At 54.7% G+C, this 21,873-nt stretch carries 24 protein-coding genes; 20 read left to right on the forward strand and 4 right to left on the reverse strand.

Annotated features, from left to right (window positions below; translation table 11 throughout):
* Positions 1-88: 88 nt before the first annotated feature.
* The 6 genes from I6L34_RS14030 to tapY2 are packed head-to-tail and all read left to right on the forward strand — an operon-like array spanning position 89 to position 6,443.
* Entirely contained in the window at positions 89-493 is a 405-nt protein-coding gene (locus I6L34_RS14030; RefSeq protein WP_019445575.1) for a type IV pilin protein, read from the forward strand.
* 3 nt (positions 494-496) lie between these two features.
* Positions 497-1,066: a type IV pilus modification protein PilV gene (gene pilV, locus I6L34_RS14035; RefSeq protein ID WP_058057987.1), complete on the forward strand. Its 570-nt coding sequence runs from the start codon at positions 497-499 to the stop codon at positions 1,064-1,066.
* Complete coding sequence (locus I6L34_RS14040) at positions 1,063-2,058, forward strand: PilW family protein (protein WP_075114797.1); 996 nt, start codon at positions 1,063-1,065, stop codon at positions 2,056-2,058. The genes pilV and I6L34_RS14040 overlap by 4 nt, the downstream gene beginning before the upstream one ends.
* Positions 2,055-2,492, forward strand: a complete 438-nt coding sequence (gene tppD / locus I6L34_RS14045) for a type IVa pilus pseudopilin TppD (RefSeq protein WP_074042661.1) — start codon at positions 2,055-2,057, stop codon at positions 2,490-2,492. Before I6L34_RS14040 ends, tppD begins: the two co-directional genes overlap by 4 nt.
* A 10-nt stretch (positions 2,493-2,502) precedes the next feature.
* Positions 2,503-6,165 (forward strand): pilus assembly protein, encoded by a 3,663-nt coding sequence (locus tag I6L34_RS14050; protein ID WP_216954858.1) that lies wholly within the window; start codon positions 2,503-2,505, stop codon positions 6,163-6,165.
* Entirely contained in the window at positions 6,162-6,443 is a 282-nt protein-coding gene (gene tapY2 / locus I6L34_RS14055) for a type IVa secretion system protein TapY2 (protein ID WP_019445572.1), read from the forward strand. Before I6L34_RS14050 ends, tapY2 begins: the two co-directional genes overlap by 4 nt.
* A 27-nt stretch (positions 6,444-6,470) precedes the next feature.
* Here tapY2 and I6L34_RS14060 read toward each other — a convergent pair whose 3' ends face one another.
* Both I6L34_RS14060 and I6L34_RS14065 read right to left on the reverse strand, forming a co-directional pair.
* Positions 6,471-6,998: a GspH/FimT family protein gene (locus I6L34_RS14060; RefSeq protein ID WP_058058695.1), complete on the reverse strand. Its 528-nt coding sequence runs from the start codon at positions 6,996-6,998 to the stop codon at positions 6,471-6,473.
* A gap of 98 nt (positions 6,999-7,096) precedes the next feature.
* On the reverse strand, positions 7,097-7,615 hold the full coding sequence (locus I6L34_RS14065; protein ID WP_019445570.1) for a GspH/FimT family pseudopilin: 519 nt from the start codon (positions 7,613-7,615) through the stop codon (positions 7,097-7,099).
* A gap of 146 nt (positions 7,616-7,761) precedes the next feature.
* On the opposite strand from I6L34_RS14065, the gene I6L34_RS14070 reads away from it, so the two are divergent.
* The 5 genes from I6L34_RS14070 (at position 7,762) to I6L34_RS14090 (ending at position 11,270) form a co-directional block, all read left to right on the forward strand.
* Positions 7,762-9,384 carry an NAD+ synthase gene (locus tag I6L34_RS14070; RefSeq protein WP_058058694.1) on the forward strand — a complete coding sequence of 541 codons (1,623 nt, stop codon included), beginning with the start codon at positions 7,762-7,764 and terminating at the stop codon, positions 9,382-9,384.
* A 9-nt stretch (positions 9,385-9,393) separates the two neighbouring features.
* The gene (gene glnB / locus I6L34_RS14075; protein WP_005308848.1) at positions 9,394-9,732 is read left to right on the forward strand and encodes a nitrogen regulatory protein P-II; all 339 of its coding nucleotides are present in this window, start codon (positions 9,394-9,396) and stop codon (positions 9,730-9,732) included.
* Between the two features lie 59 nt (positions 9,733-9,791).
* Complete coding sequence (locus I6L34_RS14080) at positions 9,792-10,385, forward strand: hypothetical protein (RefSeq protein WP_272502552.1); 594 nt, start codon at positions 9,792-9,794, stop codon at positions 10,383-10,385.
* A gap of 18 nt (positions 10,386-10,403) precedes the next feature.
* Positions 10,404-10,913, forward strand: a complete 510-nt coding sequence (gene luxS, locus I6L34_RS14085) for an S-ribosylhomocysteine lyase (protein ID WP_058058693.1) — start codon at positions 10,404-10,406, stop codon at positions 10,911-10,913.
* A gap of 177 nt (positions 10,914-11,090) precedes the next feature.
* Positions 11,091-11,270: a DUF5363 family protein gene (locus I6L34_RS14090; RefSeq protein ID WP_074042662.1), complete on the forward strand. Its 180-nt coding sequence runs from the start codon at positions 11,091-11,093 to the stop codon at positions 11,268-11,270.
* On the opposite strand, the gene tppF is transcribed toward I6L34_RS14090, so the two are convergent.
* A complete protein-coding gene (tppF, locus tag I6L34_RS14095) occupies positions 11,239-11,853 on the reverse strand; it encodes a type IVa pilus pseudopilin TppF (RefSeq protein ID WP_026034953.1) in 615 nt (204 codons plus the stop codon). The genes I6L34_RS14090 and tppF overlap by 32 nt on opposite strands.
* Before the next feature lie 41 nt (positions 11,854-11,894).
* Here tppF and I6L34_RS14100 point away from each other — a divergent pair, with 41 nt between their 5' ends.
* From I6L34_RS14100 to deoD, 7 genes are all read left to right on the forward strand, one after another.
* Positions 11,895-12,668, forward strand: coding sequence for a TatD family hydrolase (locus I6L34_RS14100; protein ID WP_216954859.1), 774 nt, complete (start codon positions 11,895-11,897; stop codon positions 12,666-12,668).
* Positions 12,669-12,890: 222 nt separating this feature from the next.
* The gene (locus I6L34_RS14105; RefSeq protein ID WP_005340466.1) at positions 12,891-14,165 is read left to right on the forward strand and encodes a NupC/NupG family nucleoside CNT transporter; all 1,275 of its coding nucleotides are present in this window, start codon (positions 12,891-12,893) and stop codon (positions 14,163-14,165) included.
* A 125-nt stretch (positions 14,166-14,290) separates the two neighbouring features.
* On the forward strand, positions 14,291-14,461 hold the full coding sequence (locus I6L34_RS14110) for a XapX domain-containing protein (RefSeq protein WP_005340467.1): 171 nt from the start codon (positions 14,291-14,293) through the stop codon (positions 14,459-14,461).
* Between the two features lie 424 nt (positions 14,462-14,885).
* Complete coding sequence (gene deoC, locus I6L34_RS14115; RefSeq protein ID WP_005340468.1) at positions 14,886-15,659, forward strand: deoxyribose-phosphate aldolase; 774 nt, start codon at positions 14,886-14,888, stop codon at positions 15,657-15,659.
* 109 nt (positions 15,660-15,768) lie between these two features.
* Entirely contained in the window at positions 15,769-17,100 is a 1,332-nt protein-coding gene (gene deoA, locus I6L34_RS14120) for a thymidine phosphorylase (protein ID WP_216954860.1), read from the forward strand.
* 14 nt (positions 17,101-17,114) lie between these two features.
* Entirely contained in the window at positions 17,115-18,323 is a 1,209-nt protein-coding gene (locus I6L34_RS14125; RefSeq protein WP_216954861.1) for a phosphopentomutase, read from the forward strand.
* Positions 18,324-18,403: 80 nt separating this feature from the next.
* Positions 18,404-19,120 carry a purine-nucleoside phosphorylase gene (deoD, locus tag I6L34_RS14130; RefSeq protein ID WP_005340471.1) on the forward strand — a complete coding sequence of 239 codons (717 nt, stop codon included), beginning with the start codon at positions 18,404-18,406 and terminating at the stop codon, positions 19,118-19,120.
* Between the two features lie 67 nt (positions 19,121-19,187).
* On the opposite strand, the gene I6L34_RS14135 is transcribed toward deoD, so the two are convergent.
* The gene (locus tag I6L34_RS14135) at positions 19,188-19,808 is read right to left on the reverse strand and encodes an AhpA/YtjB family protein (RefSeq protein WP_005340472.1); all 621 of its coding nucleotides are present in this window, start codon (positions 19,806-19,808) and stop codon (positions 19,188-19,190) included.
* 120 nt (positions 19,809-19,928) lie between these two features.
* Between I6L34_RS14135 and serB the strand changes: the two genes are divergently transcribed.
* Both serB and I6L34_RS14145 read left to right on the forward strand, forming a co-directional pair.
* Positions 19,929-20,939: a phosphoserine phosphatase SerB gene (serB, locus tag I6L34_RS14140; RefSeq protein WP_216954862.1), complete on the forward strand. Its 1,011-nt coding sequence runs from the start codon at positions 19,929-19,931 to the stop codon at positions 20,937-20,939.
* Positions 20,940-20,967: 28 nt separating this feature from the next.
* Positions 20,968-21,873, forward strand: coding sequence for an alpha/beta fold hydrolase (locus I6L34_RS14145; protein WP_216954863.1), 906 nt, complete (start codon positions 20,968-20,970; stop codon positions 21,871-21,873).

The following is a 21,873-nucleotide window of genomic DNA, read 5'->3' on the forward strand; positions in this document are numbered from 1 at the left end:
ATAAAGTGTGTTGATAATGACGCCGGGTTTGTTCAAGAGACAGGCTCGGCGTTAAACTTATGAAGCAGTCTGTCACCAAGGATGGGATATGATTGGATACTTTCGTGGCTTTTCTCTTATTGAGTTGATGATTGTCATCGCCATCGTGGCGATTCTTGGCACCATCGCTTATCCCGCCTATCAGCAATATGTGCTGACCAGTCATCGTGTCGAAGCCAAGAGCATGCTGTTGAATGCGGCCAATCGGCAAGAAACCTATTTTATGGATTTCAATCAGTACGCATCCTCTGCTGCTGCTCTTGGTATCAGTAGTGCATCTGAGAATGGCCTGTATCAATTATCCATTGCCGTATCAGGCAACACCTACACCTTGTCAGCCAGTGCTGGCGCGACGACAGCCCAAGCCAAAGATACCGATTGCACAGTGTTTTCCATTAATCAGTTGGGCGTCAAAAGTGCTTCTGGTGCAGCTAGCAATAGCTGTTGGGAATAGCCCATGGTCATTCATGTTTCACCACATGAGAGAGGATTCAGCCTGCTGGAGGTGATGATCACCGCAGTCATCCTGTCGTTGGGGCTGCTTGGTCTGGTTGCTTTGCAAACCCATTCAAAATTTGCCAGTTATGAAGCTCGTCAGCGCACTATTGCCAGCTGGTTGGCTAACGATATGGTTGAACGAGTACGAATAAATCGCGATAGCTGGACCGCATCCGGTGCTGTGACCGTCAATCTTGCCGCCAACTTGCCACGTCCGACATGCGCCGCCGCAGATGGCACAATCAGCGCGTGCAGTGCTGCAGATTTACGTAATGCCGACCTTCACTACTGGCAACAAGCCCTGCTTGGGGCCAGTGTTTCGGGGGCTGCATCCTCCCTGAATTCACCGATAGGCTGCGTGGTGCGGCGGGCCAATAATGTATTGGCTGTCGGGATATTCTGGGCTGGCAAGCAAGAGATATCTGATGGGGGGGCTGTTGCCGCCGCAGCAACGCTGATCAATGAGTGTCAACTCTCGACAGCAAATAATCTTTCGAGGCGCCAGTTTATTCTGACGACGACTTTATGAATTCTCGCGGTTTCACGCTGGTAGAGTGGCTGGTCGCTATGCTGCTCGGTCTATTTTTGTTGGCGGGGGTATTCACTGTTTTTGTGATATCTCGCTCCAGCTCTCAAGATGCCTTTGATCAAAGTGAATTACAGGAAAATGGTCGATTGGCCATTCGGTTGATTAGCCAGGATATCAAATGGGCTGGCTTTTTTGGAGCTTATACTGGTCAGTCAACACAAGTTGGTTCTTCTCTGAGCCTCAGTGCTGACAGCATTGTTCCTGCCAGTAGCGATTGTCTGGATGAGCGCTCTGTCGGTAGTTTGCCATCACCTCTTGGGCCAATTCGCGGGCTTTGGGTTTCACGGGTCTCCGCAAGCAAAGGATTGAGTGGTTTTACTTGTATTGATGCCAACGATCGAGTGGCAAACTCCGATGTAATCAGTATCAAGCGACTGGTAGGGCGTCCTATGCCAGCATCAGAGGGATTGGATACAAACCGCTTTTATATGGCAACCAATAGTCAGGAGGCGAGAGTCATCAAGGGAAGCGAAACCAGACCACTCTTTGGTGCCAATAATGAGAGCCAGATCTGGGAATACCAGCACTACATTTATTACCTATCACAAGAAGATGGTATTCCTGTTTTACGCAAGCGCTATTTGACCGTCAATGGTGGCTCTGCTCTGATTGGTGGCGCTATGGCTGAGGGCGTTGAACATATGGTGCTGATGTATGGTGTTGACGATTCCTTGATCCCTGATGGACGCATAGACAGATATATGTCAACGGACCAAATGACAACACAGCGCTGGAATGAGGGGCGAGTATTGGGGGCTCGGCTTTTCTTACTGATTAGAGCCGCTCGGGAATCCAGTCGCTATAAGAATAACAATAGCTATCAACTCGGTAATATTACGGTTAATGGTGGTGGTGATGGTTATCGCCGTCTGCTCTTGGAAAGCAGTATTGCATTACGCAATCAACAAATAACCACCCGAGGTGGAACATGAGATTGGTTAAAAAAAACCAGGGTGTAGCATTGATTGTTGCACTGGTTATTCTGGTTCCCTTGACTCTGATTGCGGTAGTCGTCATGCAATCCAGTGGTATGAGTCTGAAGATGGCGGGTTCTAGTGCCAGTTTGCAACGAGCGGAGCACGAAGTTGAAGGTACTCTGGAGTCTGCATTGAGCGATACTTCTCTCTCAACACAAATTGCAACGCAGGCAATTGGTACTTCGGCGGCAATAGGCACTACCACTCCTGCTACTACTTTGACAGTCAATACAGAAAGTGTATGCAAACGAAAATTTGAAGCCAGTAGCCAGAATGTAACGCCAGCTTGTCGTTATGCTGAAGCCACCACATCCAGTGCTTATGGCAAGGTGAATAGCCAAATGACCTTTACTGCCGGGGTAGAACAACCCTTGCTCAGTGCCAATTAGGGAGCGGGTGATGAACATAAGGAACTGTTTGTTTACAAGCTTGCTGGTATTGTGTTGCGGAATATCAGGGGGATCTTTGGCGGTAGGTACTGGTTATTCCGATGATACCGAGTTGTTTATTTATGACTTTGCCAAGGCGGGGGACTTCCGCCCTAAGGTGCTCTTTATTTTCGATAACTCGGGGAGTATGAAAAATACAACCGAAGTTGCTAAAGAGCCTTATGACTCATCGATAAGTTATCCATCATTGGCTAATGATCCAGATGTTAATAATAGTAATCGCTTCATCTATTTCTCCAGTGATGGAAAAGTTCCCACTATCAACAGTACCAAACGTTTTAGTGAGAATTTAAATGCATGTGCGACATCTAAAGGCCCTCTAAATAATGTGGGCCGATTTCAGTCACGAGTTTGGGGATATGAAATATATGATAAAAATAGAAAGGGGCGTTGGCGTTCTCTAAATGATTTTGATATTTACAGTATAATAATTGCAGATTGCCAGCAAGATATTGATGAGCAAAACGCAAACAATCAATATTCAGGTCCATATTCAACATATATTGTTGATGGTTATCCCGTTGACAAGCCAAATCGCACAACGGGAAGCTGGTTTTACACATCAAATGTAGCCAATGCTCTTGCTAGTGGTAGTTCTACCCAGATCTCATTATTTACGGCAAATTATGTCCGTTGGTATTACGGTAGTACAGGTGTGTCAACACAAACTCGATTGAAAGTTGCTCAGGATGCAGTCAAAGAACTGGTTTTGGCTACGCCAGCTGTCGATTTTGGTCTGGCTGTTTTTAACTACAATGATGGCAATGAACCAGGTAGTAGAAATGGCGGAAGAATAATCCGCAATATTGTAGGTAACGATGCCATCCTCACCACTGGTAAAAGCGGTGCGCAGGATTTGATTGACAAGGTAAATAGTTTGAGCTCTGACACTTGGACTCCCTTATGTGAAACACTATATGAATCATATAGATACTTTGGCGGTTTGGGGGTGTACTTTGGTGACGATGATGTAAATCGTACTCCCAAGCGGGATAGCAATGCTGAAGTAACATCGGGTATATATAAAACCCCCTATGATAAATGTTCCAATAATGGTTATATCATCTATATGACAGATGGTGAACCAACCAATGATAAAGCAGCAGATTCCCTTGTCGCCAACCTGATCAGCACGTTATCTACAGAGGATAAGGTTGCTTATGGCGGCTTGGTTAGTTATGGGTCTTCTGGTGAAAAAAGCTATCTTGCTGCACTTGCCGGATATATGAAAAACAATGATGTAAACACCTCGGCTATAGGCAAACAAACAGTCACAACATTCACCGTGGGTTTTGGAGATGAAGCAATTAAGGGGGCCGGTGCATTATTGGCAGAGACCGCTCGTCGTGGTGGGGGTAAATACTATCCAGCAACCGATGCAACCCAACTTAACGAAGCATTAAAATCATCATTACTAGCTATCTTGAAAATGAATACCTCGTTGGTCTCTCCCGCCATTGCCACTAATAACTTTGACCGTACTCGCAGTCTGAATAATATTTATTATGCAATGTTTGAGCCTGGTTCTGGTCCACGATGGAAGGGCAATCTTAAAAAGCTGGTTCTGAATCCAGATAAGGGTTATGTAGTCGATCAGAGTGGCTTACCTGCGATATCCAGTGATGGAACAATTCTTGAGTCAGCAAGAACCTATTGGTCATCCACCAGTGATGGTAACAAGGTTGCCGAGGGTGGGGTACAAGAGATGCTGGCAGCTAAAACCAATCGCAATCTTTATGTTATTCCTCCTTCCACTAATACATTAACTCCCTTTAGCAAGTCTGCTCTTGAGGGCATGGCAGGCGGGGCGACGCAGCTACGCACTGTCATGAAGCTTGATAGTGCTGATAGCATGGATGACCTGCTTAATTGGACCAAGGGGATTGATGCGTTTGATGAGAATCAGGATGGTGATAGAACAGATAATCGGGAGCATATTCTTGGTGACCCGTTGCATTCACGGCCATTAGTGATCAACTACGGTTGTACAACGTCGACAGGACAGACTACGTGTACACCTGACTTGCGCATTGTGATGGGAAGTAATGCCGGCTTCTTGCATATGTTTAAAGACAGCGGCACCACGGTTGATGAAAGCTGGGCCGTTATGCCTTATCAATTTATCGCGAATCAGAAAGCGCTGCGAGAGAACCTGGACTCATCAGTGCATCTCTATGGTGTGGATGCATCGCCTACAGTGCTGGTCAATGAGCAAGTAAAAGATGGTCATATCAAGTCGTCACAAGGTGACAAGGTGTGGTTATTTACCGGGCTGCGGGGTGGTGGCAAGGCCTATTATGCGTTGAATATATCTAATCCGGACTCCCCTTCGCTGATGTGGCGGTTGGATAAAAACAGCGCCGGTTTCAGCAAACTGGGTGAGACCTGGTCGATCCCCGAGGTTGCGTTTATTCCCGGTTATTACACAGAAACCAATGGTAAAAAAACCTATAAGCCAGTCCTGATATTCTCTGGAGGTTATGATCAGGCCAAGAGCTATTTGGGCCAGGGGGCTGAAGACAGTGAAGGGTTGGGTATTTATATCGTGGATGCTGAGGCCGGCACGCTGTTGTTCAGCTTTACCCCGGATGCGGCCAGTGCAACCAACAAACAAGTTGCAGGCATGGTTTATAGCATGCCTGGCTCTGTCTCCGTGCTGGATAGTGATGGAGATGGTATTTCAGACCGAATCTATGCAGGAGATACCGGTGGCCAGATCTGGCGCATCGACATGAAGGGGACAGAAAAATCCAAATGGACGGCCATCAAATTTGCCAGTTTGGGTAATGCCCATTTAAGTGAGGGTGATAAGAAACTGGCAGACGACCGTCGCTTCTTTACTCAGCCCGTATTGGTGCGCACCATCAATAAAGGTTGGAAGTATGATGGTACAAATTATCTTTACAGTGAGCGTCCGTTTGATGCCGTATTGATAGGCAGTGGTGATAGAAATCGTCCTTCCTCAGAAGCGACAACCCAAAATATGTATGTGATGCTACGTGACTACAATGTTAATCCAACCTTGTTTGGGGCAACGTCTGAACCAGCGGTGCCATCAAGTATCACACTGAACGATCTCTACGATGTTACCAGCGATCCCTTTACGGGTTTGAATGAAGAGCAGATTGTAAACACCACCAAGGCGTTGACCAGCAAGTTGGGATGGAAATTCTGGCTCAATGAAAGTGGTGAAAAATCAATGGGGGCTGGTTTGGTGTTGCAAGGCAAGCTCTATTTCACCTCCTTCTTACCTCAGGTACAGGACTTCCAACAATGTACGATTCAATCGATCGGTGCCATGCGCCAATATATGATTGATATGCACTATGGCACTTCGTTCAAATATGTACTGGATAGCAACAATCAGGAAGTTATTCAGCGTTACGTAGAGGTGCAAAATAAGGTTGCTGATGATCTGGTTATTCATGGTGGGGATGATGGCCGGATCAGGATTATAGGTGGTGCTCCGGGCAAGGAGGTCATCCTCAAAGATGATGGGAAGGGAGAGCCTGAGCGCTGTACCGGTGAAGGAGAATGCTCACAAGGTGCGGAAGAGGCAAAAATGGATATGTCCCCCAAGAAAATCTATCTCTATGAAGGAGAACAGGGATGAAACGCATGCTGCTCTGGTGTGTGGGCTTACCCTTGTTGGTTCATGCTCAAACGGAAGACATGAAATGTTATGTCACTCTGGAAGGTGGCGTGCAGATGGTGTTGCAGCAACCGGTTGCTGATACGAGCAAGGCAAATCTGGTCAGGGTGTTTAAACAGAAAGGTTATGAGATTGATGGGGTGGTGCATCTTGTCACAGAGGTAATCGAGTGCGTTCCTTTGGCGGCTACCTTTTCGCTGGCTGATGCAAAAAAACAAGATGAAATCCAACCCAGATAACGTTGGTTATTGAGTAGGGTAAAGGGGCTAAGAACAACTCAGCCCCTTTTTTTCGCTTCTGCTTCTGCCGGATGGGGAAACGATGATATCGACTCGGGGGGCCTGGTCGATACAAAACCGGAGTGTCATATTGGTGCCAATCGCAGTGCCATCTGGACTAAATCGCACAAATTGTCGATTGGCCGTCACGGTATGTTTTTCAAGAAAGGGTTCTGTTGCTGATAACAAGATATCGCCATTTGCAATATCGAATTGGCGATCCTGATTGGTGTCGATAAAGACAAGCATGCGCTGAGCGCCGGTTTGATTTGCGAGTACACAACCTTCTTTTGTGGAGTTTCTGACAGGCATGGCAAGACATGCTGTGACTGGTTGCTGCTGTGTGATGGCTTGCCGTTGGCCGAAGATCAGGTGGTCCTGCAGGTTTCTTGTGTAGATGTCGCTGTCGGTAGATGTCAGCAGATTTGCCAATGACGGCAGTCCCAAGGTCAGCAGGATGGTTGTCAGGCTTGCCGATATTAAAAACTCAAGCAGGGTAAATCCATTTCGTGCCATAGCGTATGAGTCCTTGTTCAAAGGAGACTCTAAGCATAGCTATTGGATTGAAATGGATCCTTTTGTGCTCGTGTGTGTTTCGCGGTAGTTAACGCAGGTCATGGACATACAGCACCACTTGCCTGGCTATGGGCACGCCCGGCAGGCATAACTGCAATCTCAATGCCCTTTTCACCGCTTACACAGAGTGAAAAGATGACCTCGCTATCAGACGTAATGGTGCCATCAGGGGTGAAGCGAAGCGCCTGTGCATCTGCAGAAATGGCCAGTTCTGCAGGAAACTCGGGACTTGCCGTCAGAGTTGTTTCGCTGCCATTGAGCTTCTGATCGCTATTAGTATCGATAAAAGCGATCTGCCGGGTCGCTCCATTTTGATTGGCAGTAACGCACTCTTCTACAGAATTATTGATAGTGGTCAGGCAGAGAGTAACCGTTTGCTGGTTAGAGATAGCCTGTTGCCTGGCATAGTTTAAGTGGTTGAGAAGACTTTTTTCCTGGGTCGCCAAATTATTGCTGCCAAGCAGGTTAGAGAGGGAAGGAATACCAATCCCCAAGAGAATGACGCCCAGCGCAATGGCTATCATCAACTCCATCAGGGTAAATCCGGCGTTTTTCATATCTGCGAAGGCCTGTCGTTCCGTGACTATCTACAGCTTATCCTTCCCGCAGGTTGCTGTCACACGGTTACGCCTGTCTTGAACTGGCAGATTGCCCCCCTTTTCTTTATCATTCCCCATCATTTTCGAATTCAAGATGCATCGCCATGGCAAAAGCCCTCTCTCTGATGCTTGCCCAGTTGAATCTGACGGTAGGCGCCATCGAAGATAACACTGACAAAGTGCTCGCTGCGGCAGCTCAGGCCGAGCAGCAAGGTGCCGATCTGCTGGTCTGCTCCGAGCTGGCCCTGACCGGCTATCCACCGGAAGATCTGCTGCTGCGCGCCGATCTGATGATCCGGGTCGAAGCCGCGTTGGCTCGTGTTGCCGAATGGCAGGGCAACTGTGCCATTTTGGTGGGTCACCCTTGGCGCGAAGGAGAGGCGCTCTACAACGCGGCTTCCCTCTATGAGCAGGGCCAGCTGATTGCCCGTTACTTCAAGCAGGATTTGCCCAACTACGGCGTGTTTGATGAGAAGCGCTACTTTACCGCTGCAACCGAGACCTGCGTGGTGCCATTCCGGGGTCACCAGCTGGGGCTGCTCATCTGCGAAGACCTGTGGCAGCCGGGTCCGGCGCTGGCCGCCAAGGCGGCGGGGGCCGAACTGCTGCTCACCATCAATGCCTCGCCCTATGATCAGGAGAAACCCTGGATCCGCCGCGAGCTGATGGCGGAGCGCTGCGATCAGACCGGTCTGCCGCTGGTCTACCTCAATCAGGTGTGCGGTCAGGACGAGCTGATTTTCGACGGCTGCTCCAAGGTGTTCAGCAGCCAGAGCGAGTTGACTCACAAGCTGGCCCCGTTTGCCGAAGAGCTGGCGCTAGTACGTTTTGCTGATGGCCAGCCGGTGAAGGAGCGGGAACCCGCTGCGCCGCTGGAGCCGTTGGCCGAGACCTATCAGGCGCTGGTGCTGGCGGTGCGCGACTATGTCACCAAGAACGGCTTTCACGGCGCTGTGCTGGGTCTCTCCGGCGGCATCGACTCGGCACTGACGTTGGCCATCGCGGCCGATGCCATCGGGGCCGACAAGGTGCAGGCGGTAATGATGCCGTTCCGCTACACAGCACAGATGAGTGTGGAAGATGCCAAGGAGCAGGCCGAGCGGATGGGGGTTGAGTTCAACATCATCTCCATCGAGCCGATGTTCGAAGGGTTTATGACCCAGCTGGCGCCGCTTTTTGAAGGTACCGCCCGCGATACCACCGAAGAGAACCTGCAGGCCCGCTGCCGCGGCGTGCTGCTGATGGCGCTCTCTAACAAGCGTCGTCGTATCGTGCTGACCACCGGTAACAAGAGCGAGATGGCGGTCGGCTATGCCACTCTGTACGGTGACATGGCCGGTGGCTTCGACGTGCTGAAAGATGTGCCCAAGACGCTGGTATTCAAGTTGTGCGAATATCGCAACTCGGTGGACTATGTGATCCCGCAGCGGGTTATCGACCGTCCTCCTTCAGCGGAGCTGGCGCCGGATCAGGTGGATCAGGACAGCCTGCCGCCATACGACATCTTGGATGCCATCCTCAAGCGTTACGTGGAAGAGGATGCGTCCGTGGCCGACATGGTGGCAGAAGGCTTCGAGGAAGCGGTGGTGCGCAAGGTGATCCGGCTGGTGGATCTCAACGAATACAAGCGCCGTCAGGCGGCGGTCGGGCCCCGCATTACGGCTCGCAACTTTGGTAAGGATCGCCGTTACCCCATTACATCCGGGTTCGGCAAACAGAACTGGTAAGGAGTCACCATGAAGAAGATTGAAGCCATCATCAAACCGTTCAAGCTGGACGATGTGCGCGAGGCCCTGGCCGAGATCGGCATCAACGGCATGACCGTATCCGAAGTCAAAGGCTTCGGCCGCCAGAAGGGCCATACCGAGCTCTATCGCGGCGCCGAATATATGGTCGACTTCCTGCCGAAAGTGAAGGTGGAGCTGGTGGTGCAGGACGAGGATCTCGATGCTTGCCTGGAAGCGATCCAGAACACCGCCCGTACCGGCAAGATTGGTGATGGCAAGATCTTCGTCTGCGAGGTGGAGCGTGTCATTCGTATCCGTACCGGCGAAGAGAACGAAGACGCGATCTGACCTTGGCTATCTCTTTACCTGACCAGAGGCGTGAAGTGTGGCCTCATTTGATGGGGTGGATGCGCTTCGTGGTGGTCGCCAGCCTGTTGGCGGGCCTGACTGCTTGCAGTACCCGTCCACCGGCCCAGCCGGAGAATCTGTGCCAGATCTTTCGCGAGAAGCCTGACTGGCACAAGGCCGCGCTCAAGATGAACGAGAAGTGGGGGACGCCGATTCATGTGGTGATGGCCATGATGTATCAGGAGTCCTCTTACGTACATGATGCCCAGCCGCCGATGCAGTATTTCCTCTTCATCCCGACCGGGCGGGCCAGTTCGGCTTATGGTTATGCTCAGGTCAAAGATGAAACCTGGGCTGATTACCAGCGAGAAACCGGCAACAGCTGGAGTGACCGCGATGATTTTGCCGACGCCATCGATTTTATGGGTTGGTACACTAACAAAGCCCAACGGCTCAATGGCACCTCCAAGTGGGATGCCTATGGCCAGTACCTCAACTATCACGAAGGGTGGGGTGGCTACCGGCGTGGCAGCTATCGCAGCAAGGGGTGGTTGATGAAGACCTCTCGCAAGGTAGAGGCTCGCGCCCAGCGCTACGGCGCCCAGTACCGTCAATGCAAGGATCAGCTCTCCCGCGGGGGCTGGTTCTGGTAACCAAATCAGGAGTCAGAAATGCCGTTATTGGACAGTTTTACCGTTGACCACACCCGTATGGAAGCGCCAGCGGTGCGTGTGGCCAAGACCATACAGACCCCGAACAAGGACACCATTACCGTGTTCGATCTGCGTTTCTGTGTGCCGAATCAGGAGATCCTCTCCGAGCGCGGTATCCATACGCTGGAGCACCTGTTCGCCGGATTTATGCGTGATCACCTGAACGGCAACGGCGTGGAGATCATCGACATCTCCCCCATGGGTTGCCGTACCGGTTTCTACATGAGCCTGATCGGCGCGCCGGACGAAGCCCGTGTTGGTGCAGCCTGGCAGGCGGCCATGAGCGACGTGCTCACCGTGCAGGATCAGGCCAAGATCCCCGAGCTGAACGAGTATCAGTGCGGCACCTACAGCATGCACTCGCTGGAAGAGGCGCACGCCATCGCCCGTCATGTGCTGGAGCGCGGTATCGGCGTCAACCACAACGACGAGCTGGCCCTGCCGGAAGAGAAGCTGAAGAGTCTGTGAGGCTGATGAGCTGTCGCTCATCGGATAACCTCTTCAGGGAATGTTAAAAGAGCCGGTCAGCCATGCTGACCGGCTCTTTTTTATTCCGCCTGATCGCGGTTATGGGGATGACTTGCTCCCCTTGCCGACTCTGATTAGGATGGTTTTTGACCTGAACCTGTTGGCGGAGGTGCGACGATGAAGGGGATATTGCTGCGTTGGCTGGCCCGTTACGACGCGTGGTGCGAGGAGTGGGGCCTCACCCAGGAGAACCGGCGCTGCTGTACGCCGGTTCGTTATGATGATGATTCAAGCAAAGAGCGAGCTTGCGCAGAAGAGGCTGAGCTCAATCAAAATTGCGGGTCACGGCACCGGTAACGCTGTTGTACTCGAAGCCGAGGCCGTTGGGGTGATCCGGGAGGCGGCCGATAGAATCGCGAAGAATATAACGGCAGTTATCGTGACGTAGCCCCCCGTCAATTTGGTCATCTGCAGCAATGATCTCAGAGGTGTAGTCTGTGTCCGTATTTTTGTCTGCTAGGTCAGGAACGGTTTGATTGGTATCAAGTAATCCAGTGAAAAGTAGTTTGCAGTCATCCGGGCTACTGACCGATATCTGGTCACTTGTGCCTCCGGGGAAAACAATATCAACACCTTGATTACCCTGATCCTCTTTTGTCCCCACAGGCCAGCCGTAGTGGTTGATATCCAAATCTTTATTGCCCATCCCACTGAAGTTATACAGTGCGAGGTCTTGTCCCTGCACTTTCACCGCCCAGCCAGCATGAGCCAGCTGAACTGCACTGGCAAAGCTGCCTGCGGTCGCCGAGACCGTGCTTTTCAGGGCATCATCCTTGATATTGATAAAGCGGGGCAGGGCGGTGACGGCCAGGATCCCCAGCACTATGATCACCAGCACCAGTTCAATCAGGGTAAAGCCGTTGTTTCTGTTGTTCATCATGTTCAATGACCCATTAAATACCGCAAACAGGTGTAAGTGATATGCAGCTGATAGATACCCATTGCCATCTCGACTTTCCGGTGTTCGACCAGGACAGGGAGGCACTGCTGGCCCGTTGTCGGGCATTGGGGGTGACGGAGTATATCATTCCTGCCATCGCAGAGGATAACTGGACTCGTGTGATGGCACAGGCAGATCAGCATGACGGCCTCTTTTATGGTCTGGGCATTCATCCCTGGTATGCAGGTGAACAGCGGGAGGGGGTGATGGAGCGGTTGCGAACGCTGGTAATGAGCCAGCCTGCCGGGCTGGTGGCCATAGGCGAGTGTGGGCTGGACCTGCGCTCTCACGTGCCGCAGGAGGGGCAGCTTGCGCTGTTTGAGGCTCAGATCCGGCTGGCTGCAGAGGCCGGGCTCCCCCTGATGATCCACTCGGTGCGTGCCAATGACACTGTGGCCAAGCTGTTGCGCCGCTTCAAGCCGCCTCGTGGCGGGGTGATCCATGCTTTCAGCGGTTCGTTGCAGCAGGCGGAGGCCTTCTGGCAACTGGGCTTTCGACTCGGGGTGGGCGGGGTGATCAGTTTTGAACGGGCGAACAAGACGCGAGAGGTATTTCGGGCCATGCCGCTCGAGGCTCTGGTGCTGGAAACCGATTCGCCCGATATGCCGTTGCAAGGCGCACAAGGCACCCGGAATACCCCGGAAGCGCTGCCGAAAATAGCGGAAATATTGATGACCTTGCGGGAGGAATCATCAGCAGATGTTGCCAAGGTGTTATTTGAAACTGCCCGACATATTTTCCATCACGACCAATAGCCATGAAACAATTTCGCAACACCTGATTTAGTTGTCAGGAAAAAAAATGAGCGTAAAAATCGTTTGCTGTCTAATTTTGTGACACTTGGACATTTTGATAACGATAAAATGTGACCAGCATTCTATTTTATCGGACTTTAATTAGTATAATGCGCTCCCCTTGATTAGTTGGGTTTGATAACAACTCGCTAACAAGCCAGGTGCTACTAGAGGAAGATAATAATGAATTTGTTCATGGGTCTGGTAGGGATGGCGACGCTCGTCCTTATCGCGGTGCTGTTCTCCAGCAATCGCAAGGCAATCAACGTCCGTACCGTTGTCGGTGCGTTCGCAATTCAAGCCGGTCTGGGGGCGTTTGTTCTCTATGTTCCGGTTGGTCGCGATATCCTGGTCGGCGTGTCCGACGCGGTATCCAGCGTGATCAGCTACGGCCAGAACGGGATCGACTTCCTGTTTGGCGGTCTGGTCAGCAACAAGATGTTTGAAGTGTTCGGTGGCGGCGGCTTTGTCTTTGCCTTCCGTGTTCTGCCGGTCATCATCTTCTTCTCTTCCCTGATTGCAGTGCTCTACTACCTGGGCATCATGCAGATGGTCATCAAGTTGCTGGGCGGCGGTCTGCAGAAAGTACTGGGTACTTCCCGCACCGAATCCCTGTCTGCAACTGCCAACATCTTCGTCGGTCAGACCGAAGCGCCGCTGGTGGTTCGTCCCTACATCGCCAAGATGACTGACTCCGAGCTGTTCGCCGTCATGTGTGGTGGTCTGGCTTCCGTTGCCGGTTCCGTACTGGCTGGTTACGCCTCCATGGGCGTGAAGATGGAGTACCTGATTGCTGCCTCCTTCATGGCTGCACCGGGTGGTTTGCTGTTCGCCAAGCTGCTGGTTCCCGAGACCGAGACCCCGAACTACGACGAAAGCTCTGCCGATGCCGAGCTGGATGACAAGCCTGCCAACGTCATTGACGCTGCTGCTGCTGGCGCCTCTGCCGGTATGCAACTGGCCCTGAACGTCGGCGCCATGCTGCTGGCCTTCATCGGTCTGATCGCCATGATCAACGGTATCTTCTCCGGTGTGGGTGGCTGGTTCGGTTATCCGCAACTCTCTCTGGAACTGCTGCTGGGCTGGATCTTCTCCCCGCTGGCCTTCCTGATCGGTGTGCCCTGGAATGAAGCAGTGGTTGCCGGTTCCTTCATCGGTCAGAAGCTGGTAGTGAACGAGTTCGTGGCTTACCTGAACTTTGCTCCGTACCTGAAAGACGAAGTGCTGATCAACGGTGTGGCCATGTCCGATCACACCAAGGCGATCATCTCCTTCGCGCTGTGTGGTTTTGCCAACCTCTCCTCTGTTGCCATCCTGCTGGGTGGTCTGGGGTCCATGGCGCCGAACCGCCGCGGCACCATTGCACGCTTTGGTCTGAAAGCCGTACTGGCTGGCTCTCTGTCCAACCTGATGTCTGCCACTATCGCAGGCTTCTTCCTGGCACTGTCCGGCATGTAATCGCCGCCTGACTGACAGGGTATAAACACGAACGCCACGGCATCTGCCGTGGCGTTCGCGTATGGAGCGGTGACAACCGTTTTCCTATCTAAACTAATAATAAAATGAGTCAAATCGGAGGTTATATGAATGAAGTGCTACTGGCGATGGTGGCCGGCTTTATAGTTGGTTTGTTGTTTTCTTTCCTCAAATTGCCGATCCCGGCGCCTCCCGTTTTGTCCGGGGTAATGGGGATCGTCGGGGTCTATCTGGGGGGATTGGCCTACTCCTGGATCCTGACCCGTTTCTTTTCGTAAGGCTTTTTTAGACCTGGATTTGCCAGATGTGAGGTACCTCTGAAATTGGCAAATCCGGCTTGCAAACAGGGGGTATCTCGGCTGAAATAGGCGTTGCCAGCAGGGTGCTGGCAATGACTAATACTCGATGAAATCGGGTGTTGGCGGTCAAATGGAATTGATTGGGAAGTCGGGTCAGATGCTGTCGGCCTTTCTCAAGTCTTCATGGAACCAAGTCCGCACTTTTGTAAGAAAGTGACAGGGCTCTTGCCTTATTTACAGTCGCAGTGCCTGCAGGGTGTTTTGAATAACATCCCGATAGTGCCGGTGCCTTCGCACTGTAATTCCATTCCCGTATAGCTGGGGATTACTGCCTGTGCATCCATCGCTGGATGGTATGGTGGTGCCCGGTTATCTGGATTAAATCGAGACTTTGGAGAACAGAATGACTGATCTGAAAGTGGCCGCTCAGCGCGCCCTGAACCTGATGGACCTGACCACCCTGAACGATGACGACACCGATCAGAAGGTGATCGACCTGTGCCATAAGGCCAAGTCACCGGCTGGCCTGACCGCCGCCGTCTGCATCTACCCCCGTTTTATCCCTATCGCTCGCAAGACCCTGCGTGAGATCGGCGCTGCCGACGTACGCATTGCGACCGTGACCAACTTCCCGCACGGCAACGACGACATCGAGATCGCCGTGGCCGAAACCCGTGCCGCAGTCGCCTACGGTGCTGACGAAGTGGACGTGGTGTTCCCGTATCGCGCCTTCATGGCTGGTAATGAACAGATTGGTTTTGATCTGGTCAAAGCCTGTAAAGAGGCCTGCGGTGCCAACGTGCTGCTGAAAGTGATCATCGAAACCGGCGAGCTGAAAGAAGAGGCGCTGATCCGTCGCGCTTCCGAAATCTGTATCGATGCCGGTGCCGACTTCATCAAGACCTCCACCGGCAAGGTGCCGGTCAATGCGACCCCGGAAGCGGCACGCATCATGATGGAAGTGATCAAGGCCAAGAATCCGAAAGTCGGCTTCAAGCCAGCTGGTGGCGTGAAAGATGCCGCCGTTGCCGGTCAGTACCTGGCCATGGCCGAAGAGATCCTCGGCAACGACTGGGTATCCGCCCGTACCTTCCGCTTTGGTGCATCCAGCCTGCTGGCCAGTCTGCTGGCCACTCTGGGGCATGGCGACAAGCCGGCCAACACCAGCGGTTACTAATAGGTTGATGAGAGGGCGGACTGCTGTCCGCCCTGTTAGCCCCCACCATGCGGTGTGCGGGCAAGGATTCAGGCTTGTGTAACGCCAGCAATGGCGGAGGGAATGAAAGATGTTTTTGCCTCAAGAAATTATTCGCAAGAAGCGCAACGGTGAAGCGCTCAGTACCCAAGAGATTCAATTCTTCGTTCAGGGCATTACCAATAACACCATCGGCGAGGGGCAGATTGCGGCGCTGGCGATGGCGGTCTACTTCAAAGACATGACCATGGATGAGCGGGTCGCCCTGACCTGCGCCATGCGCGACTCCGGCATGGTGCTGACCTGGGATCACCTCAATCTGGGTGGCCCGATTGTCGACAAGCACTCCACCGGTGGTGTGGGTGACGTTGTCTCCCTGATGCTCGGCCCGATGGTCGCTGCCTGTGGCGGTTTCGTGCCGATGATCTCCGGCCGTGGCCTGGGCCACACCGGCGGTACCCTCGACAAGCTGGACGCCATTCCTGGCTACCAGACCTCGGTCGACAACGATCGTTTCCTGAAAGTGGTGAAAGAGGCGGGTGTCGCAATCATCGGCCAGACCGGCGATCTCGCTCCGGCTGACAAGCGTATCTATGCAGTACGGGACATCACCGCCACCGTCGAATCTGTCGCCATGATCACCGGCTCCATCCTCTCCAAGAAGCTCGCCTCCGGGCTCGAAGCGCTGGTGATGGATGTGAAAGTGGGCTCCGGCGCCTTTATGCCGACCTTCGAAGCGTCCGAAGAGCTGGCCAAGAGCATTGTGGCCGTGGCCAACGGTGCCGGTTGCCGCACCTCTGCGCTCTTGACCGATATGAACCAGGTGCTGGCCTCCAGCGCCGGTAACGCGGTGGAAGTGCGTGAAGCTGTGCGCTACTTGACAGGTGAATATCGCAACCCGCGGATCCACGAAGTGACCATGGCGCTGTGTGCCGAGATGCTGATCTCCGCCGGTCTTGCCAGCGACGAGCGCGATGCCCGTGCCAAGCTGCAGGCGGTGCTGGATAACGGCAAGGCGGCCGAGATCTTCGGTCGCATGGTGACTGGCCTCGGCGGCCCGTCCGATTTTATGGAGCGTTACGACGCTTACCTGCCCAAGGCTGCCATCGTGCGCCCGGTCTTCGCGGCCAACAGCGGTTTCGTGACCGCCATGGATACCCGCGAGTTGGGTCTGGCCGTGGTCGCCATGGGCGGTGGTCGCCGCGCTGCCGGTGACAAACTTGATTATGCGGTTGGTCTGACCGACTTTATCCGCCTGGGTCAGAGTGTCGATGCTGACAAGCCGATCGCCATGATCCACGCTCAGACTGAAGAGCAATATGCTCAGGCTGCCAGCATGGTGCAGGCGGCTGTCCGGATTGGTGGCGAGCGGCCCGAGGCACTGCCTGAAGTGTACCGCCGTATCACCCTGGCTGATTTGTAACAAGGGGAAGTCCCATGAAACGTACCTTTATCCTGATGATGGACTCTTTCGGTATCGGCGCTGCCGCCGACGCTGACAAGTTCGGAGACACGGGCGCCAATACCCTTGGCCATATCGCCAAGGCGTGTGCGGCTGGTGAAGCGCAGGGCCGTGGTGCCCTCAATCTGCCTAACCTGAGCAAGCTGGGCCTCGGCCACGCTTGCGAACAGGCTTCCGGCACCTTCCCGGCAGGTCTTAAGAAAGATATCGAGGTGGTCGGTGCCTACGGCTACGCTCAGGAGCTCTCCTCCGGCAAGGACACTCCGTCCGGTCACTGGGAGATCGCCGGTGTGCCCGTACTGTTCGAGTGGGGCTACTTCAAGGATCACACCAACAGCTTCCCGCAGGAGCTGCTGGATGCCATTGTCGAGAAGGCTGGTCTGCCGGGTTACCTCGGCAACTGCCACGCCTCCGGTACCCAGGTGCTGGATGATCTGGGCGAAGAGCATATGCGCACCGGCAAGCCGATCCTCTATACCTCTGCCGACTCGGTGTTCCAGATTGCCTGTCACGAAGAGACCTACGGCCTCGAGAAGCTCTATGAGCTGTGCCACATCGTGCGTGAGCTGCTGGAGCCCTACAACATCGGCCGCGTCATCGCGCGTCCGTTCGTGGGCAGTGGCAAAGGCAACTTCAAACGTACCGGCAACCGTCACGACTACTCCGTGCTGCCGCCGGCACCGACCGTACTGGACTACATGAAGGACGCGGGTGGTCAGGTGGTTTCCATCGGCAAGATCGCCGACATCTATGCCGAGCAGGGCATCACCAAGAAGGTGAAGGGTACCGGTCTGACCGAGCTGTGGGATCGCACCCTGGAAGAGGTGAAAGCGGCCGGTGACAACACCATCGTCTTCACCAACTTCGTCGACTTCGACTCCTCCTACGGTCACCGTCGCGACGTGAAGGGCTACGCCGATGCGCTGGAGTATTTCGACTCCCGCCTGCCTGGGCTGTTCGACCTGCTGCAGGATGGCGACGTGGTGGTGTTGACCGCAGACCACGGTTGTGACCCGACCTGGAGCGGTACCGACCATACCCGCGAGTACATCCCGGTACTGTTCTACGGCAAGCCGGTCAAGGCCGGTTCCGTCGGCCGTCGCGAGACCTTCGCCGACATCGGCCAGAGCATTGCGGCGTACCACGGTCTGCCCAAACTGGCATACGGTACCAGCTTCCTGTAATTTACCCGCCCGCCACTCCGGTGGCGGGCAATTTTAATAAAGACAATAAAACTCAACCCAAGTGTGAAGGAATCAAGAGAATGGCAACTCCTCATATCAATGCGAAAGATGGCGCCTTTGCTGATACCGTGCTGATGCCGGGTGACCCCCTGCGCGCCAAGTACATCGCCGAGACTTTCCTGGAGAACGTCGAGCAGATCTGCGACGTGCGCAACATGTTCGGCTTTACCGGTACCTACAAGGGCCGTCGTATCTCCGTAATGGGCCACGGCATGGGTATCCCCTCCTGCTCCATCTACGCAAAAGAGCTGATCACCGATTACGGTGTGAAGACCCTGATCCGCGTCGGCTCCTGCGGTGCCGTGCGTGAAGATGTGAAACTGCGTGATGTAGTGATCGGTATGGGCGCCTGCACCGACTCCAAAGTAAACCGTCTGCGTTTCAAGGATCACGACTTCGCTGCCATCGCTGACTTCGACCTGGTTGCCAATGCTGTGCAGGCTGCCAAGAACAAGGGCGTTGCCGTGCGCGTGGGCAACATCTTCTCCGCCGACCTGTTCTACACTCCGGATCCCTCCATGTTCGACGTCATGGAAAAATACGGCATCCTGGGTGTCGAGATGGAAGCCGCCGGTATCTACGGCGTAGCCGCAGAGTACGGTGCCAAGGCGCTGACCATCTGCACCGTCTCCGACCATATCCGTACCGGTGAGCAGACCACCTCTGAAGAGCGTCAGCTGACCTTCAACGACATGATCGAGATCGCGCTGGATTCCGTCCTGCTGGGCGACAAGTAATTCCCTTGCGAATAAGAAACGGCGGCCTTCTGGCCGCCGTTTTTGTATCTGCTCACTGGTTGCGCCATCAATTTTCCGGAGGTGGCGAGGGGGGCGTACTCTTTTTCTTGTGCTTGCGCACCCGCATGTAGTTGCGGCGCACACCGTAGGAGATGAGCACCCCGGCAAGCAGGGCGACCAGCAGCATCAGCCGCTGTTTCTCCTGCACCACCTTGAGCCGGGTGTCCTTGTCTGCCAGCATCTGCTGCTCTTCCAGGGTGATGCGCAGGAAGCCGATGGTCTGCTCGCCATCCCGGATCTCCTGCACGAACTGGATCCGCCCCTTGCCCTGCTCCGGCAGTGACTTGTTATCGCTGCCGATGGGCAGCAGGCTCTCCAACGGCACCGCCTGCTCAGATTGGGCGAGGGGAATGCCGCGTCCGTCGTAGAGGGTGGCATCGAGGATCTCCGGCTCCGCCGCCAGATCCCGCGCCAGCCGCTCCAGCTCGCTGCTCTTCTCCTCCTTGATCCAGCGTTTCATGTCGCGGGCGGCATAGGCGACCAGCGCCTGCGCCCGGTTGCGCGCTTCGCTGTGCAGCGAGGCCTGGCTTTCACCTTGCATATGGATAAGCACACCGAGTACCCAGCATCCGAGCAGGATACCGGCACCCAGGCTGAGAACACGTTTGATGGGAAGATGACGCTGCAAGCGCGAGACCTCATGGTAACAAGGAGTGGCGGGATCTTGGCGCTTGCCTGTACAAAAAGCAATACGCTACTCTGGGCCAGCATTGTTAACCCCCTGATCACCAAGGAAGGCGTATCCCTTATGTTGTTGTCCCGGCTCCCCCCTCTGTTATCCGATTGGCCCGCGTTGTTGTCCGGCTCACCCTGTTGGCAGCTCCACGCAGATGCGTTGCAACCGACAGAGACTCCGCAAGCTGGCGGCTGGTTGGTGCTGTTTGGCAAGGGGCTGGGCGCCTCCCATCTGGCGTGTCTGTCACCTTTGTTGGCTGCACAGGGGTTGGCGGCCACCCTCTATCCTCCCACCGAGGTGGCGGGCGTGCCGTTGCTGCTGCTTGGCTGCGATCGCTTCTCTTCCGAGCTGGTGGCCGAGCTCAAGAGCGGTGAGTGGGAGATCGATCTCTGCCATCTACCCGCGCTACCGACCTTGAACGAGCCCGGCCTGCTGGTGATGGACATGGACTCCACCGCGATCCGCATCGAGTGTATCGACGAGATTGCCCGCCTTGCCGGGGTAGGCGAGCAGGTGGCGGCAGTGACGGCCGCGGCGATGCAGGGCAAGCTGGAGTTTTCCGACAGCCTACGCAATCGGGTTGCCCTGCTGGCAGGGGCGCCGGTCACCATTCTCGACGAGGTGGCGGCATGGATGCCCTGGATGCCGGGCTTGCAGCTGATGGTCGATACCCTCAAACAGGCGGGGTGGCGTGTTGCCATCGCCTCCGGCGGTTTTACCCGTTTTGCTGGCCAGTTGCAGCTCGAGCTGGGGCTCGATGCCATCTTCGCCAACGAGCTGGCGGTGGAGGGGGGCCAGCTGAACGGCAAGGTGAGCGGGCGCATCGTCGACGCCAGCGTCAAGGCCGAGGTGTTGCAGCAGTTGGCTCAGGAGTACGGCATTGCTGCCGCCCAGACCGTGGCCATCGGCGATGGTGCCAACGATCTCAAAATGATGGGGGTCGCGGGCCTTGGCATTGCCATTCACGCCAAGCCGCTGGTGCGGGCGCAGGCGGCGGCCACCCTCAATCATCACGATTTGGAGGGGGTGATCTGCCTGCTGGCGGCGCGGGCCTGTAGCGAGCAACGCTGGGACAAGCGCTGACAGTGTTTCAAGGAGGAAACCAATAAAAATGGAATTGTTGCAGCAGTCTCTGTTTATCCCCTGTGGTGGCCATCAATTGCATGTGCGCCACATCAAACCCCGGGTCGCCGTGCATGGAGAGCCGATCCTGATGGTGCATGGCGCCATCGAGAACGGGCGGATCTTCTATACCGAATCGGGCAAGGGGCTGGCCTGCTTTCTGGCCCGTCACGGCTATCAGGTCTATGTGGCTGATTTGCGGGGGCGGGGGCTCAGCACTCCTGCCATCGCCGAGCAGGCAGAGCACGGTCAGCATGAGCTGATCACCGAGGATCTGCCCGCCCTGCAGCGCTGGATTGCCGAGCGCCATCATGGCTTCAAGGTGCATTGGGTGGCCCACTCCTGGGGCGGTGTCATCATGGCCTCGACCCTGGTGCGATTCCCCGAGCTGGCGGATCAGGTGGCCAGCCTGCTGTTTTTTGGCACCAAGCGCGGTGTGTCGGTGCACAATCCCGAGCGCTGGCTGAAGGTGGATCTGATCTGGAATCGGCTGGCCCCCTGGCTGGCTCGCCGCCGTGGTTTTCTGGCGGCTCGTACTCTGAAGATCGGTGCTGACGACGAGCCGCTGCGCTATCTGCAGGAGACCATCCCCTGGGTCAAGTGCGGCCCCTGGCAGGATCCTCACGACGGTTTTGCCTATGACGAGGCGGCGGCACGGGTCAACTGGCCACCGCTCTGGATGATTTCGGCCAAAGCGGACAAGGTGCTGGGTCACCCGATCGATGTGCGCCGCTTCAGCGACGAGATGGGTTCGGCCACACGTCACACCCGATTGGGGCGGGACAACGGCAACCGCCTCGATTATGACCACATCAATATGCTGACCGCCCCGCAGGCCCAGGAGGATCACTTTCCCCAGATCCTCGACTGGCTGCTCAACCCGCAGGCGGTATGA

This window comes from Aeromonas sp. FDAARGOS 1404, from assembly GCF_019047085.1.
Classification (GTDB): domain Bacteria; phylum Pseudomonadota; class Gammaproteobacteria; order Enterobacterales; family Aeromonadaceae; genus Aeromonas; species Aeromonas veronii.